This window comes from Azospirillum brasilense, from assembly GCF_003349955.1.
In the GTDB taxonomy this organism is placed as follows: domain Bacteria; phylum Pseudomonadota; class Alphaproteobacteria; order Azospirillales; family Azospirillaceae; genus Azospirillum; species Azospirillum brasilense_B.
This window is the reverse complement of the sequence record NZ_QLKQ01000069.1, coordinates 15,494-28,577: the sequence shown is the minus strand read 5'-3', so window position 1 is coordinate 28,577 and position 13,084 is coordinate 15,494. Positions and strand designations below refer to the sequence as shown.

Annotated in this window: 15 protein-coding genes; 10 read left to right on the top strand and 5 right to left on the bottom strand. The window is 67.8% G+C overall.

Annotation, left to right across the window (positions count from 1 at the left end):
• Positions 1 to 89: 89 nt before the first annotated feature.
• Positions 90 to 887 (bottom strand): N-acetylmuramoyl-L-alanine amidase family protein, encoded by a 798-nt coding sequence (locus DXK32_RS24765; RefSeq protein ID WP_114860934.1) that lies wholly within the window; start codon positions 885 to 887, stop codon positions 90 to 92.
• Positions 888 to 1,194: 307 nt separating this feature from the next.
• Here DXK32_RS24765 and DXK32_RS32355 point away from each other — a divergent pair, with 307 nt between their 5' ends.
• The 4 genes from DXK32_RS32355 to DXK32_RS24750 all read left to right on the top strand — a co-directional run bounded on the left by DXK32_RS32355 (position 1,195) and on the right by DXK32_RS24750 (position 3,636).
• Positions 1,195 to 1,347, top strand: a complete 153-nt coding sequence (locus DXK32_RS32355; protein WP_158282581.1) for a hypothetical protein — start codon at positions 1,195 to 1,197, stop codon at positions 1,345 to 1,347.
• A gap of 429 nt (positions 1,348 to 1,776) precedes the next feature.
• Complete coding sequence (locus DXK32_RS24760) at positions 1,777 to 2,520, top strand: MotA/TolQ/ExbB proton channel family protein (RefSeq protein ID WP_114860933.1); 744 nt, start codon at positions 1,777 to 1,779, stop codon at positions 2,518 to 2,520.
• Entirely contained in the window at positions 2,507 to 3,118 is a 612-nt protein-coding gene (locus tag DXK32_RS24755; protein WP_114860932.1) for a hypothetical protein, read from the top strand. The genes DXK32_RS24760 and DXK32_RS24755 overlap by 14 nt, the downstream gene beginning before the upstream one ends.
• Positions 3,115 to 3,636: a hypothetical protein gene (locus DXK32_RS24750; protein ID WP_114860931.1), complete on the top strand. Its 522-nt coding sequence runs from the start codon at positions 3,115 to 3,117 to the stop codon at positions 3,634 to 3,636. The genes DXK32_RS24755 and DXK32_RS24750 overlap by 4 nt, the downstream gene beginning before the upstream one ends.
• Positions 3,637 to 3,679: 43 nt before the next feature.
• Here DXK32_RS24750 and DXK32_RS24745 read toward each other — a convergent pair whose 3' ends face one another.
• Positions 3,680 to 4,123, bottom strand: a complete 444-nt coding sequence (locus DXK32_RS24745) for a hypothetical protein (protein WP_247877325.1) — start codon at positions 4,121 to 4,123, stop codon at positions 3,680 to 3,682.
• 126 nt (positions 4,124 to 4,249) lie between these two features.
• Here DXK32_RS24745 and purU point away from each other — a divergent pair, with 126 nt between their 5' ends.
• Entirely contained in the window at positions 4,250 to 5,116 is an 867-nt protein-coding gene (purU, locus tag DXK32_RS24740; protein ID WP_114860929.1) for a formyltetrahydrofolate deformylase, read from the top strand.
• 62 nt (positions 5,117 to 5,178) lie between these two features.
• Here the strand turns inward: purU and DXK32_RS24735 are convergent, their stop codons facing one another.
• Positions 5,179 to 5,973, bottom strand: a complete 795-nt coding sequence (locus tag DXK32_RS24735; protein WP_114860928.1) for a response regulator — start codon at positions 5,971 to 5,973, stop codon at positions 5,179 to 5,181.
• Between the two features lie 578 nt (positions 5,974 to 6,551).
• Here DXK32_RS24735 and DXK32_RS24730 point away from each other — a divergent pair.
• The 4 genes from DXK32_RS24730 to DXK32_RS24715 all read left to right on the top strand — a co-directional run bounded on the left by DXK32_RS24730 (position 6,552) and on the right by DXK32_RS24715 (position 9,884).
• On the top strand, positions 6,552 to 7,115 hold the full coding sequence (locus DXK32_RS24730) for a hypothetical protein (RefSeq protein WP_114860927.1): 564 nt from the start codon (positions 6,552 to 6,554) through the stop codon (positions 7,113 to 7,115).
• 176 nt (positions 7,116 to 7,291) lie between these two features.
• Positions 7,292 to 7,825 carry a MarR family winged helix-turn-helix transcriptional regulator gene (locus DXK32_RS24725; RefSeq protein WP_114860926.1) on the top strand — a complete coding sequence of 178 codons (534 nt, stop codon included), beginning with the start codon at positions 7,292 to 7,294 and terminating at the stop codon, positions 7,823 to 7,825.
• Positions 7,822 to 9,459 (top strand): AMP-binding protein, encoded by a 1,638-nt coding sequence (locus DXK32_RS24720; RefSeq protein ID WP_114860925.1) that lies wholly within the window; start codon positions 7,822 to 7,824, stop codon positions 9,457 to 9,459. Before DXK32_RS24725 ends, DXK32_RS24720 begins: the two co-directional genes overlap by 4 nt.
• The gene (locus tag DXK32_RS24715) at positions 9,456 to 9,884 is read left to right on the top strand and encodes a GtrA family protein (RefSeq protein WP_247877324.1); all 429 of its coding nucleotides are present in this window, start codon (positions 9,456 to 9,458) and stop codon (positions 9,882 to 9,884) included. The genes DXK32_RS24720 and DXK32_RS24715 overlap by 4 nt, the downstream gene beginning before the upstream one ends.
• Here the strand turns inward: DXK32_RS24715 and DXK32_RS24710 are convergent.
• Complete coding sequence (locus DXK32_RS24710; RefSeq protein WP_114860942.1) at positions 9,848 to 10,615, bottom strand: class I SAM-dependent methyltransferase; 768 nt, start codon at positions 10,613 to 10,615, stop codon at positions 9,848 to 9,850. The genes DXK32_RS24715 and DXK32_RS24710 overlap by 37 nt on opposite strands.
• 181 nt (positions 10,616 to 10,796) lie before the next feature.
• Positions 10,797 to 11,672 carry a ChbG/HpnK family deacetylase gene (locus DXK32_RS24705; RefSeq protein WP_114860923.1) on the bottom strand — a complete coding sequence of 292 codons (876 nt, stop codon included), beginning with the start codon at positions 11,670 to 11,672 and terminating at the stop codon, positions 10,797 to 10,799.
• A gap of 4 nt (positions 11,673 to 11,676) precedes the next feature.
• Between DXK32_RS24705 and hutI the strand changes: the two genes are divergently transcribed.
• Positions 11,677 to 12,936 carry an imidazolonepropionase gene (gene hutI, locus DXK32_RS24700; protein WP_432612363.1) on the top strand — a complete coding sequence of 420 codons (1,260 nt, stop codon included), beginning with the start codon at positions 11,677 to 11,679 and terminating at the stop codon, positions 12,934 to 12,936.
• Positions 12,937 to 13,084 lie beyond the last annotated feature (148 nt).

Genomic DNA, 13,084 nt, shown 5'->3' with positions numbered 1-13,084 from the left:
GTAATCTTGGGGGTGTTCGGCTTCATCGTGGTTTTGTCCCGGGGTGATGCACGAATGTTTCACTCGCTGCGAGCGCGAAGGAATCCGGGCTAGGCAAAGGGCGCGCGCGTCACCAGCCCGGCGATTTCGCGCGCGAGAACGCGGGCGATCCTCTGCCGCGCCTTTGGGTCGCGCAGGATCGCCTCATCCTTCGGATTTGACAGGAAGCCGGTCTCCAGCAGAACGGACGGGACGTCCGGCGCCTTGAGCACCGCGAAGTTGGCCGAGCGCATCGGGTTGTCGAGCAGCGGCATGTCCTTCCCCGCCCCCTTCACGATCGCGTGCCGGGCCACCAGCGCCGCGTGCCTGGTGTGGCGTGCCGTCAGATCGAGCAGGATCTCCTTCACGGCTTTCTTGGCGTCCTTCACGTCGACGCCGCCCAGCCGGTCCACGGCGTTTTCCTTGTGCGCCAGTGCTGCGGCGAAGGAGTCGGAGCTTTTCTCGGACAGGGTGTAGGCGGACAGGCCGCGCGCCTCGCGGTTGGGCGCGCTGTCGGCGTGGATGGACACGAACAGGTCGGCCCGCGCCGCGCGCGCGGCGTCCACCCGCTCGCCCAGCGCCAGGAAGCGGTCGCCGTCGCGGGTCAGCGTCACCCCCAGCTTGTGCTGCCGGGACAGCAGGCGTCCGACCTCCTGCGCGATGTGCAGGGTGATGTCCTTTTCCCGGGTGCCGCGCACGCCGATGGCGCCCGGGTCGATGCCGCCATGGCCGGGGTCGAGCACCACCATGCGCGGACGCGAAGCCGGGCGGGGCTTGGTCTGGGCATCCGCGGCTTGCGGGAACAGCAAGGCGCCGGCCCCGGCGAGGGGGACGGTCAGCGCCAGCTGGAGAAGACGTCTGCGTTCCATTCGCCCCTGATTCCGCAAGGAGTTGGGGCCGCCGAAACCAAAAGTCCTGAGCGCGATCGGAAAGGCGGCGTCCGGCCCGAACAGGCCTGAGGTTGAGCCCAAGGTGTGAGCGTTAACCAATGGGGACGCGCAAAAGGGTTGTCAAGGCCGCCCGGGTTAGCTCCGCCAATTGTCGCGGCCAAGCCGTCGTGGAGAGCGTCGCCACCCTATGAAGATTCGACTCTTTCCAAGAATTCCTTGATGATGATGGCCGAAAGCGCTAAAATTTTAGAAATAAGCTCGGGAGGTGGCGATGTTGAGGAAAGCCTTGTTCAACATCATCCGGCAGGAGCAGCGCGAGGTCGAAGACGAACTCGAAAAGGAAGAGCGTCGCACCGCTCCCGATGTCGGCCGGGTGGTTGCGCTGCAGCGCGAGGTTACCGATTTGCGGCGCGAGCTGGAACACTATCGCGACGTTTGATTCATCGAATACGAACGATTTTGTCCGCGAACCCCTTTCCCGCAATGGCGGGAAAGGGGTTTTCTGTATTCGCGCGGAATTTTCGGTGCCTTTGGTGAAGCCGCATTTTCATGCTGCACCGCAATATAAATTTGCTTATTCAATGAGCAGTGGGTAGGTCGAGTCCTGGGCTTTGGTCAGAATTTAATCAAGGCATCGCCCGAAATCGTGGAATCCGTTGATCCAAAGCAATGGGGGCTGTGGACTTGCCGTTCAGACTTCCGGGGTAGCCTGTTTGTCACAGGGGCGATTTATCCCATCCGGCCAAGCACATGAACGGGCCGGAGCGGCGGGCTGCGGGATTGGGTGGGACCGACGACGAACCGCTGGCACGCCGGTTGCGGAGTGCCAACCCGAACGCTCCCTGCTCCCTGGATGGAGGGCTGCCCGATGTCGGACGCTGTTTCGGACGCCATGGCCGATGACGCCCAGAACGTCCCCGTTCATTCCCTCGTGCCCACCGTGCGCCGCCGACGCGGCGGCCAGCTGGCCGCCGGACTGTCGCTGGTGTCGCAACGTTACCTGCTGCTCCTGCGCTTCGCGGTCGTCAACGCCGCGGGCTTCGCCCTTCTCGCCGCCGCCTGGGCGGAAGGGCTGATCGACCCGATCGTCGCCACCGACAGCACGCATCTCTGCCTGCTGATCTTCCTGGTCTTTCTGGCCGGGCTGGGGCTGTCGGCCCAGCGCATCCTGCGCACCAGCCGTGAACTGAACCGCGCCAAGGAATTCGACCCCTCCGTCCCGTCGCGCGCCGCGCGCTATCTGGCGGAGGTCCGCGGACGGGATTCCGGGGCGCGGTCGATCGCCGCCTCGTCCCTCAAGTTCAAGCTGTCGGCGCGCATCGGCACGGTGCGGCAGATTTCCTCGACCCTGGTGATCCTCGGCCTGATCGGCACGGTCATCGGCTTCATCATGGCCCTGTCGGGGGTGGACCCGCAGAAGGCCGGCGACGTCGCCGCCATCGGCCCGATGGTGTCGAAGCTGATCGAGGGCATGGCGGTCGCGCTCTACACCACTTTGGTCGGCGGCGTCCTGAACATCTGGCTGAACATCAACATCGGCCTGCTGTCCGGCGCCACGGTGAACCTGATCACCGAGATCGTCGCCGTGGGGGAACGCCATGCAGGCCCTTGACCAGTTCGAGGAGGACGACGCCGGCACCGTCTTCCGCGACGTCATCACGCTGGCGCTCTGCGGCTTCGTGGCGGTGGTCATCCTGCTGCTTCCCCACATCCGGCCGGAGGCCAAGCAGGCCGACACGGCGGGCGTCGCAGCGCCCGGCAACGTGATGGTGGAGGCCCGCTGGCCCGACGAGCTGGACGCCGACGTCGACCTGTGGGTGGAGGCGCCGGGCGACGTGCCGGTCGGCTATTCCAACAAGTCCGGGGTGATCTTCAACCTGCTGCGAGACGACCTCGGTCGCAACGCCGACCCGACGAAGCTGAACTACGAGGCCAGCTACAGCCGCGGCATTCCGCCCGGCGAATACGCGGTGAACCTGCATCTCTACCGGAACAAGGCGATGGTCTTCCCGGTGCCGGTGACCGTGGTGGTCAGCGCCAAGCGGCCGGACGGCGACAACGCCCGCCAGCTCCTCGCCACCACCGTCCAGCTCGACCGGGAGGGGCAGGAACTGACCGTCTTCCGCTTCAAGCTGACGGAGGCCGGCGATCTGGTCGGCGACAGCGTCCACAGCCTCTACAAGCCCCTGCGCAGCGGGAGGAAATCATGACCCAACTGCTCGACTTCCAGGTCGCCGCGGTCGCGCTGGCCGCCACGCTCGCCACCATCGCCATCTGGGCGCCGCGCCGGCTGTGGGTGAAGGTGTCGGCGGTCGCCGTCTCCATCGGCTTCATGCCCGTCGCCTACGCCGGCATGGCCGACCTGCTGAGCAAGCCGAAGCCGGTCCGCATGGAATGGGCGCAGAGCGCCACCGCCCAGGCCACCATCCTGGGCGCCCAGATCAAGGAGGGGCAGGGGATCTACCTGTGGCTCCAATTGGAGGGCGGGATGGAGCCGCGCTACTACAAGCTGGCCTGGGACCAGAAGCTGGCCGAGCAGCTTCAGCAGGCGATGCGCGAGGCGGAGAGGAACCGGTCGGGCATGGCGATGACCCTGCCCTTCGAGAAGACGCTGGACCCCGACAAGCCCAAGTTCTACGCCCTGCCGCAGCCCCAGCTTCCCGAGAAGAACGGCGAGGAGGGCGGGCCGGGGCCGATGGTCTACCGCCACCCCGGCATGGACGCCTGATGCCCTGCACCTGACCGGGCCGTGACGCTGGGGACGGGGCTCCTCATCCCAGCTTCACGTACCCCCGTTCGATTACCCGTTCGGCCGCCTCGAAGACCGCCTGCATTTCCTCGTAGGCGCGGCGGACGCGGGCCAGCTCATCGATGGCGGCGGCGTTGGGGTGACGGTGATCCGCCACCTTCAGCCCGGCGCGCAGATAGTCGGCCCGCAGCTCCGCCACCCGGACGGCCATGCGCAGGAAGGAGGTCTGGTCGAGGTTGGGAAGCTCGCGCCCCATCACCTCGCAGTTCGCCTCCAGCACCGCCGCCTCCATGTTCTCCAGGAAGTGCATGATCCGGTGCCGCGATGTGCTTTCCGCCGCTTCCGGCGTCAGCAGCTTGTCAACCTTGCCCTTGGCGTATTCGCCGATGATCTTGCCGCCCATGCCCATGGTTCGCCTCCGCCAGTTCGCCTCCGCGGTCGGCCCAATGCCGAAACGGCTCATCATCGCATGGGAATCCTTACCAAATGCTGCCGGAAGGGCGTTCCGGTATTCCCACATTGCACGATGCATCCCGTGGATGATCGTGCTAGGGAATCCGCCCTCGATTCCAGGTCGCAACGGTAGGCGCGTATGTCCGGCACCGCTTCTGAATACATCCTCACCGTCTCGTGCCCCGATGCCGTGGGCATCGTCTACGCCGTGTCGGGCTTCCTGGCCGAGCGGTCGTGCAACATCATCGACAGCGCGCAATTCGGCGACCGCGGAACCAATCTGTTCTTCCTGCGCATCCACTTCTCCGCCGAGCCGTCGGGGCCGTCGCAGGCGGAGCTTCAGGCGGCCTTCGCCGAGCAGGTGGCCGAGCGCTTCGGCATGACGTGGAAGCTGCACGACGCCGGGCGGCGCCAGCGCGTGCTGATCATGGTCTCGAAGTTCGGGCACTGCCTGAACGACCTGCTGTACCGCTACCGCACCGGCTATCTGCCGATCGAAATCCCGGCCATCGTGTCCAACCACCGCGACTTCTACCAACTCGCGGCGTGGCACAACATTCCCTTCCATCACCTGCCGGTGACCAACGACAGCAAGGCCCAGCAGGAGGCCCGGCTGCTGGAGATCGCGGAGCAGGAGAAGATCGATCTGGTCGTGCTTGCCCGCTACATGCAGGTGCTGTCGCCGGCCCTGTGCGAGCGCATGGCCGGGCGGGTGATCAACATCCACCATTCCTTCCTGCCCAGCTTCAAGGGCGCCAAGCCGTACCATCAGGCGCACGCCCGCGGCGTGAAGCTGATCGGCGCCACCGCCCATTACGTGACGTCGAATCTCGACGAGGGTCCGATCATCGAGCAGGAGGCGGAGCGCGTCGACCACACGATGACGCCCGACGACCTGGTGGCCATGGGGCGTGACATCGAGAACATCGTGCTGGCTCGGGCGGTCCGCTATCACGTCGAACACCGCGTCCTGCTGAACGGAGGACGCACCGTCGTCTTCAAGTAACGGCTGCTTCAAGTAACGGCTGCTTCAAGAAACGGCTGCGTTTTCCACCCCTCCACGGAACCTCAGTGCTTCATGGCGAGCGAGGCTTCCTCGGGGTGGGGGGTGAAGACGGCGCGGGTGATCGCCTGTTCGATCTGCTCGCGGGTGAAGGGCTTGGGGATCACCGGGCCCAGATGCTCCAGCCCCTGCTTGGCCAGCTCGTTGGGGAAGGCGGTGACGAAGATCACCGGAAGGAAGCGCTGGCGGCGGAGTTCACGCGCCACCTCGATCCCGTTATCGCCCTCGGCCAGACGGATGTCCATCAGCGCCAGGGTCGGCGCATGGCGGGAGGCCAGGGTCAGCGCCTCGTCCATGGTGGCGGCGTTGCCGCACACGGTATGGCCCATGCCGCGCACCGTCTCCGCCAGATCGAAGGCGATGATGGCGTCGTCCTCGACGATCAGGATCGTCGCCGTCAGCTTCGAGCGCACACGCTCGCGCGCGAAGTTCAAACGCTCCACCGCGTCCTCCGGGGCGATGCCCAGCACCGTGGCGGCGTCGGCGACCGGCAGATCCTCCAGGTTGACCAGCAGGTAGAGCCGGCGATCCATCTCGTCCAGGCTGTGCAGCGCCGCCTCGACCGGGTGGGCGCCGGGCGCACCGGCCCGGGCGCCGGAGCTGTCCTGCAGCTGGTTCAGGTGCCGGTAGAGCGAGCCGCGCGACAGGTCCACCGCCGCCGAGCCGCCCGGCCCGTCCAGGTACCACTCCAGCGTGCGCGTCACCAGGGCATCCCCCTGCGTCGGCGTACCGGTCAAGGCCCGCGCGTAGCGTCGCAGATAAGGCAGATGTTCCATCAGGTGGCGGGTGTTCTGATCCATGACTTTTTCCCCGTACCTCCAGCCAGTGCGGACCGCCGAGGGGCGCTGGCTTGCCTGCCGCGTTTCCCGGACCGTGCCGAATGTTCCCGTCCGATCGCTTACAAAGTTAAGTTCATATGGCGCAGTTCGCGCCGTATCGGGAGTGATGACGAAAGGGTTATTCGGGATAGCTTGAACGGGTTAAGTCGTGACGCCGGATGGGTGGCGTCCTACCTCGTTCGCTTGGGCGCCGGGTCCTTCCGGTCGCTTCGCCGCCACGCGGTCCGCTGCATGTGCGTGGTGACGGAACAATCGGCAAGGGGAGGGTGTTGGGATTGCCGATGGTGTGATTCCTCCCTGAACCGCCATGAACTGCCGCCGCAGCGCCTGTCCCAGCGGGGACACGCCGGCGGCGTTTTTTTGCACGGCATCGAAAAAAAGCGCACTGGTGGGCTTGCGCCGGGATGAGTGCGATATTACTGACTGTCCCCGGCGTCGCGCACCGGTGGTGGAACGGCTGGGAAGCCGTCCGGCACCGCATCGTCAGACCCGTGCCTGTCGAACCGTGTATGCCAGGGCCGCGCATGCCAGAGTCGCGAATGACCGAACCAGATTTCGACCCGGCAGATTCTGATCCGCCCGCATCCGACCCGTCGGTGACCGAAGGCGTCGCGCCGGACGAACTGGCGGATTTTCACGCCTGGCGGCAGCGCGTGGTCGGCACCAACATTTCCGACAAGACTCTGCTCGCCACCGATTATCTCAATCACTTCAACGAAATCGTGATGCTGATCGAGATGATCCCGGACATGCCGGACATGCTGGAGGAATGCCTGATCTGGCAACCCAAGAGCTACCCGGAGCATTTCCGCGACAGCGGCTTCTCGGACAAGGAACTGGCCATCGAGGCGTACGGCCACGTCCCCGCCAAGTTCAAGCGGCCCTTCGAAGACACCATCGCCCAGGCGCATCAGGTGGTCCGCCACACGCTGGAGCGTGTGTCCGTCGACATCCAGGATGGGGCGACCGACAAGCTGCGGATGGACTGCCAGACCTCGGTCGCGATGATCCACCGCATCATCCAGGTCGCCAACGGCATCATCCACGGCACAGCCCATGTCATGGAACAGGGCGAGATCGACCTGTATCTGAGCGCCGAATAGCCTGCGCCGCTCTCAAGGGGGCGAACGCCCGATCTCTGCGCAGATGACTATTGCTTGTGCACCAAGCATTCCTTCCTTGCATGGCTCAAAGGCCGAGCGTCCAACTACAGTAAGCCTTCGAACGAAGAAGAGGCGGCGCTGCGGCGGATGCCTCCCACCGGGAGTGGAGACAGACCGTGAAGGGACCCGCCACCGCAGCGGCCGACGCATCGGCTGGGGCGCAGGGGGACGTGTCGGTCGATGTGGAGGTTGCGGCTGATCTCGCCGCCTCCCCGGAGATGCGCCTCTGGTTGCGTCTTTCGGCGTGCGCCGTTCTGATCGGCGCCCGGTTGCGCAGCCGTTTGCGCGACGAATTCAGCACCACCCAGCCGCGTGTCGATCTGCTGAGCCTGCTCGACCGCCAACCGGAAGGGCTGACCATGGGCGAATTGTCGAAGCGCATGATGGTCACCAACGGCAATGTCACCGGCATTGTAGAACGGCTGTCCGCGGATGGGCTGGTCACGCGCGCCGCGGCGTCGAACGATCGGCGCATGCAGTTCGTCCGGATCACCCCCGAAGGCAGCGCCCTGGCGCAGGCCATCGCGGCGGCGCAACGCCGCTGGCTGGCCGAGCTGATGGACGGGATGCCCCACGGCGACGTGGTCCAGCTGATGGGGCTGTTGGGAAAGCTCAAGAACACGGTGCGTGGCGGAGGTGTCAGGGGATGATTCGGTCCGGTCATATCGACAGTTTCACGCGCGACCGGCTGCCGCCGCCGGAGCAGATGCCCGACTTTTCCTATGACCGGCCCGAACTCACCTATCCCGAGCGTCTGAACGCCGCCGCGGCCCTGCTGGACGTCTGGCGGGAGCGCGGCTGGGACGAGCGTCCCTGCGTCATCGGAAACGGCGACGTGTGGAGCTACGGCCGCTTCCGCGACACGGTGGACCGCATCGCGCGTCTCCTGACCGAGCGGTTCGGCATCGTTCCCGGCAATCGGGTTCTGGTGCGCGGGACCAACACGCCGATGCTGGCTGCCTGCTGGCTGGGGGTGCTGAAGGCCGGCGCGGTGGTGGTGCCAACCATGCCGCTGCTGCGCGCGACGGAGCTGGAAAGCATCATCGAGCGCGCCGCCGTCTCGCTGGCGCTGTGCGACGCGCGCTTCGCCAAGGATCTGAACACCGCGGCGGAAACGATGGACGGGGGGATGCCCGTCGTGACCTTCAACGGCGGTGACCTCGAAGGGCGGCTGGAGGAATCCGACACCGGCTTCGCCGCGGTGGACACCGCCGCCGACGACGTGGCGCTGATCGCCTTCACCTCCGGCACCACGGGCAAGCCCAAGGCGACCGCCCATTTCCACCGGGACCTTCTGGCGGTGGCCGACCTGTCGCCGCAATCGCTGCTGAAGACCGGCGGCGACGATGTGTTCTGCGGCACCCCGTCGCTCGCCTTCGCCTATGGGCAGGGGGGAATGCTGCTGTTCCCGCTGCGGGTGGGGGCGTCGGTGGTGCTGCTGGACCGGGCGACGCCGGAACGGCTGTTGGAAGTGACCGCGAAGCACAAGGCGACGGTGATGTTCACCGTGCCGACCGTCTACCGCGCCATGACCGCGCGCATCGAGGAGGAGCCGTCCCTGGCCGAGGGGCTGCGCACGCTGCGCGCCTGCGTCTCGGCGGGGGAACCGCTGCCCGCCACCACGCTGGAGGGCTGGCAGGCGGTGACCGGGATGGAGATCCTCGACAGCTTCGGCACCACCGAGATGCTGAACGCCGTCCTGCATTCGCCGCCCGGCGCCGTCCGGCCCGGCGCCACCGGGATGGTGGTTCCGGGATACGAGGCCCGCGTGGTCGACGACAGCCTGACCCCGCTGCCGCCCGGCCAGATCGGGCGGCTGGCCGTGCGCGGCCCGACCGGCTGCATCTATCTGGACGACCCGCGCCAGGAGAACTACGTGCAGGGCGGCTGGAACCTGACCGGCGACGCCTTCCGCATGGATGAGGACGGCTATTTCTGGTATCACGCGCGGACCGACGACCTGATCGTCTCCGCCGGCTACAAGATTTCCGGCCTGGAGGTCGAGGACGTCCTGCTCGGCCACGAAGCGGTGGAGGAATGCGCGGTCATCGCGGCGCCCGACCCGCTGCGCGGCTCCATCCCCAAGGCCTTCATCGTCACCCGCGACGGCGTGCGGCCCAGCGACGATCTGGCGGAACGGCTGCAATGCTACGTCAAGGACCGGATCGCCCCCTACAAGTACCCCCGCGCGGTGGAGTTCCTGGAACAGTTGCCGCGGACGGAGACCGGCAAGATCCAGCGCTACAAGCTGCGGCAGAGGGAATGGGTCGAGAACGAGGATTGACCGGCGGAAAACTCACCGGGGGGCGGACGGCGCACGCGCCGCTGGTGCAGTTCCTGCTCTTCGCGCTGGTCGGCTGCGCGGCGGCGGTCGGCCATTACGTCGTGCTGATCGCCCTGTCGGAGCTGGCGGCGGCCCCGCCGGTCCTGGCCTCGGCGGCGGGATTCCTCGTCGGCGGCGTCATCAGCTATCTGCTGAACTACGGCCATGTCTTCCGCAGCGAGCAGGATCATCTGCCCACCGCCACGAAGTTCGTGGCCGTCGCAGCGGTGGGGCTGTGCGTGAACAGCGCCATCATGTGGGCCTTGGCCCAGCGGCTGGGCCTGCATTACCTGCCGGCCCAGCTGACCGCCACGGCGCTCGTGATGCTGTGGAGCTTCGGCGCGAACCGTTATTGGACCTTCAAGGCCGGATCGCCGGCCGCCTGAAGGGGCTGCGCGACGAAGGAATGGCGGTGCGGCGTCGGGCCGATGTTCTTCGCCAGACGGTCGCCCCGCAGCCCGGCGGCGGACAGACGCGCCTGCAACTCCGCCGGCCTGTAGGTGGAAAAGCCGGCCTCGCGCCGGATGCGGCGGTAGTCGGACAGGGCCATGCGCCCCAGCCCCATCAGCGCCGCCATCAGGAAACCGTGCCGGCGCGCCATGCTGAGCTGGCTGGCGATGTCGCGCAGCATCGGCGTGTCGGGCTCCACCACGTCGGCAATCAGGATGCGCCCCCGCGCCCCGATCAGATGGCGCCAGCGGTGAAGGACGCCCTCCAGCTCCTCGCGCGGGATGTATTGCAGCACGGAGACGGCCAGCACCAGATCGACGCTGCCTGTCGGCAGGGCCGCGAGGTCGTCGTCGTCGAGAACCCGGATTCCCGGATGGCCGGACAGCCGGTCGCGCAGCCGTTGCCGCACCGCGGGGGCGGCGTCGTAGAGCCAGACGTTCCGGCAGCGCTTGGCCATGGCTTCCGCCGCCAGCGCGTCGCCGCAGCCGAAATCCAGGACGGCCCCCCCCTCCGGAAGATGGGCGTCGAGGTCGTTCTGCAGGCAGGCGAAATGCGCTTCGAGGTTGCGCTGGTTCGCGTAGATGGCGTTGGGCCGGTTCCAGAAATCGACCCAGCCGCTGGAGCCCTGGGCGTCCGGTGGCCCGGACGACTCCCTGTTGTTCAGCATGTCCCGCATCCCTTTTTGTAGGCCGTTTCTTGCCGAGGGGATTGTGTTGTTCGTCTCTTCGTACGGAAGAGCCCCCTCGATCCGACCGTGTCGTAATGATGGTAGGGGCGAACAATCGCAGCGGTCAAGAATGACCGGCAGGACTATGCCGCCGGAGGGTGCGGCGAAACGGGAGGTTGCGTCAGGGCGCCGTGAATTCGGCGAAGCGGGCGAGCCGGATGTTCTTCTCGGCGAGCAGGGCGGCGAAGGCCGGGCTCTTCAGATAGTCGTGCTCCACCCGGCGTTGCTCCACCAGCGGGTCGGCGCGGCGCAGGGCTTCGTCCGGGATGCCGGGATGGACCATCACCAGCAGCCGCCCGGCGGGACGGTCGAGGAAGCGCGCCATCAGGTCGGGGAAAGGCTGGCGTCCGGCGAAGTCGTAGACCCCGGCGAAGCGGTCGTTGGCGGGAATGCCGCGCGCCCGCGCCAGCCGCGCCAGCCCGCCGCCGAGGCCGCCGATCAGCAGCGTCTTCGGCACCGCCACACCGCGGCGCAGAATCGCGGTCACCGGCTCTCCGCACAGGCGGACGTAGGCGCCGGGCAGGGCGGCAAGGGCGTCGGCGACCGCGTCGCGCACGGTGGGAAGCTGGTGGACGTGCTGGTGGCCGTCGATGTAGGCGGGCGGGCCGCCCCAGGCCGCGGCGAAGGCGTCGATCTGGCGGGCCAGCTCTTCCTGGATTTCCTTGGGATCGAGGCCGCCGCTGTAGGCCAGTTTCATCAACCGTCCCAGCGGCGGCAGCTTGCCGTTCGGGGCCAGCCCGGGCAGGGAACCCAGCGGCGGCTGGTCGGTCAGGGTGAAATGCAGCCCGACGTCGGCCTTGTCGGCCAGCTCCTTCAACGGCGCCGCTCCCTCCGCCCAATAGGGGCACAGCGTCATGGCCGAGGTCGCCGTCAGGCGCCCGGCGGCGATGAGGTCGCGGATGGCCTCGTTGACGCCGGGCGCAAGGCCGTAGTCATCGGCGCAGAGCAGGACCGGATGCACGGAGCGCGGGGCTGGGGTGGTGTCGGTGTCGGGCATGGCGATGGTAAGGTGGGACGGACAGCGGCGCAAAGCCGGGGAGGGGATGATGGAGTGGGACAGCCTGTGGTTCAACGGTCATGCGGCCACCATGGCTCCGGGAGGCGTCTTGCGGGACGCGGTGATCGCCGTGAAGGACGGGCGGATCGCCTGGATCGGCGCCGCCAGGGACCGCCCCGCCGGTCGCGCCGCCGAGGAGCATGACCTGGGCGGGCGCTGGGTGACGCCGGGGCTGATCGACTGCCACACCCATCTGGTTTTCGGCGGCAACCGCGCCCGCGAGTTCGAAATGCGGCTGGAGGGAGCGACCTACGAAGAGATCGCGCGCGCCGGGGGTGGCATCGCCTCGACCGTCGCCGCCACCCGCGCCGCCGACGAGGAGAGCCTGATCGCCAGCGCCGCCGTGCGCCTGCGACCGTTGCTGGCCGAGGGCGTGACGGTGGTGGAGGTGAAGTCCGGCTACGGTCTCGACCTCGCCACGGAGCGGCGGATGCTGCGGGCGGCGCGGGCGCTGGGCGAGCGCTTCCCCGTCACGGTGCGGACGACCGGGCTGGCTGCCCACGCCCTGCCGCCGGAGTTCGCCGGTCGGCCGGACGACTACATCGCGCTGGTCTGCGACGCGATCCTGCCCACCCTGGCGGAGGAGGGGCTGCTCGATGCGGTGGACGCCTTCTGCGAGCGGATCGCCTTCTCGCCGGAGCAGACGGCCCGCGTCTTCGACACCGCCCATCGGCTCGGCCTGCCGGTGAAGCTGCACGCCGACCAGCTCTCGGACGGCGGCGGGGCGGCGCTGGCCGCCCGCTACAGCGCGCTGTCGGCCGACCATGTGGAGCACACAAGCGAGGAGGGCGCGCGGGCGATGGCCATGGCCGGGACGGTGGCGGTGCTGCTGCCCGGCGCCTTCTACACGCTGCGCGAGACCAAGCTGCCGCCCATCGAGCTGTTCCGGCGCCACGGTGTGCCGATGGCGGTGTCCACCGACTGCAACCCCGGCACCTCGCCCGCCGTGTCGCTCCTGCTGATGCTGAACATGGCCTGCACCCTGTTCCGCCTGACCCCGCAGGAGGCGCTGGCCGGAGTCACCCGCAACGCCGCCCAGGCGCTGGGCATGGCCGCCACCTACGGCACGCTGGAACCCGGCAAGGCCGCCGACTTGGCGGTGTGGGACGTCGGCGACCCGGCGGAGCTGTGCTACTGGCTGGGCGCCAACCCCTGCGCGGCGGTGGTGCGGGGCGGGCGGCTGGTGAAATCGCTCCAGGGGTAAGGTATCATCGGGGCAATGCGGACGGAACTGAGCCGGCCTATAGCCCTCTCCCCTCTGGGGAGAGGGTGGCCCGGAGGGCCGGTGAGGGGGATGTGCATAGCGGTACGTCCGGCACAAGCGCACCCCCCTCACCCTAACCCTCTCCCCA

Excerpts from the sequence above, each read along its gene's own strand:
- DXK32_RS24765 (WP_114860934.1), bottom strand. The coding sequence starts at position 887 with ATGGAACGCAGACGTCTTCTCCAGCTGGCGCTGACCGTCCCCCTCGCC.
- DXK32_RS24760 (WP_114860933.1), top strand. The coding sequence starts at position 1,777 with ATGTCGGACGCTGTTTCGGACGCCATGGCCGATGACGCCCAGAACGTC.
- DXK32_RS24755 (WP_114860932.1), top strand. The coding sequence starts at position 2,507 with ATGCAGGCCCTTGACCAGTTCGAGGAGGACGACGCCGGCACCGTCTTC.
- DXK32_RS24750 (WP_114860931.1), top strand. The coding sequence starts at position 3,115 with ATGACCCAACTGCTCGACTTCCAGGTCGCCGCGGTCGCGCTGGCCGCC.
- DXK32_RS24745 (WP_247877325.1), bottom strand. The coding sequence starts at position 4,123 with ATGATGAGCCGTTTCGGCATTGGGCCGACCGCGGAGGCGAACTGGCGG.
- purU (WP_114860929.1), top strand. The coding sequence starts at position 4,250 with ATGTCCGGCACCGCTTCTGAATACATCCTCACCGTCTCGTGCCCCGAT.
- DXK32_RS24735 (WP_114860928.1), bottom strand. The coding sequence starts at position 5,973 with ATGGATCAGAACACCCGCCACCTGATGGAACATCTGCCTTATCTGCGA.
- DXK32_RS24730 (WP_114860927.1), top strand. The coding sequence starts at position 6,552 with ATGACCGAACCAGATTTCGACCCGGCAGATTCTGATCCGCCCGCATCC.
- DXK32_RS24720 (WP_114860925.1), top strand. The coding sequence starts at position 7,822 with ATGATTCGGTCCGGTCATATCGACAGTTTCACGCGCGACCGGCTGCCG.
- DXK32_RS24710 (WP_114860942.1), bottom strand. The coding sequence starts at position 10,615 with ATGCTGAACAACAGGGAGTCGTCCGGGCCACCGGACGCCCAGGGCTCC.
- DXK32_RS24705 (WP_114860923.1), bottom strand. The coding sequence starts at position 11,672 with ATGCCCGACACCGACACCACCCCAGCCCCGCGCTCCGTGCATCCGGTC.
- hutI (WP_432612363.1), top strand. The coding sequence starts at position 11,677 with ATGGTAAGGTGGGACGGACAGCGGCGCAAAGCCGGGGAGGGGATGATG.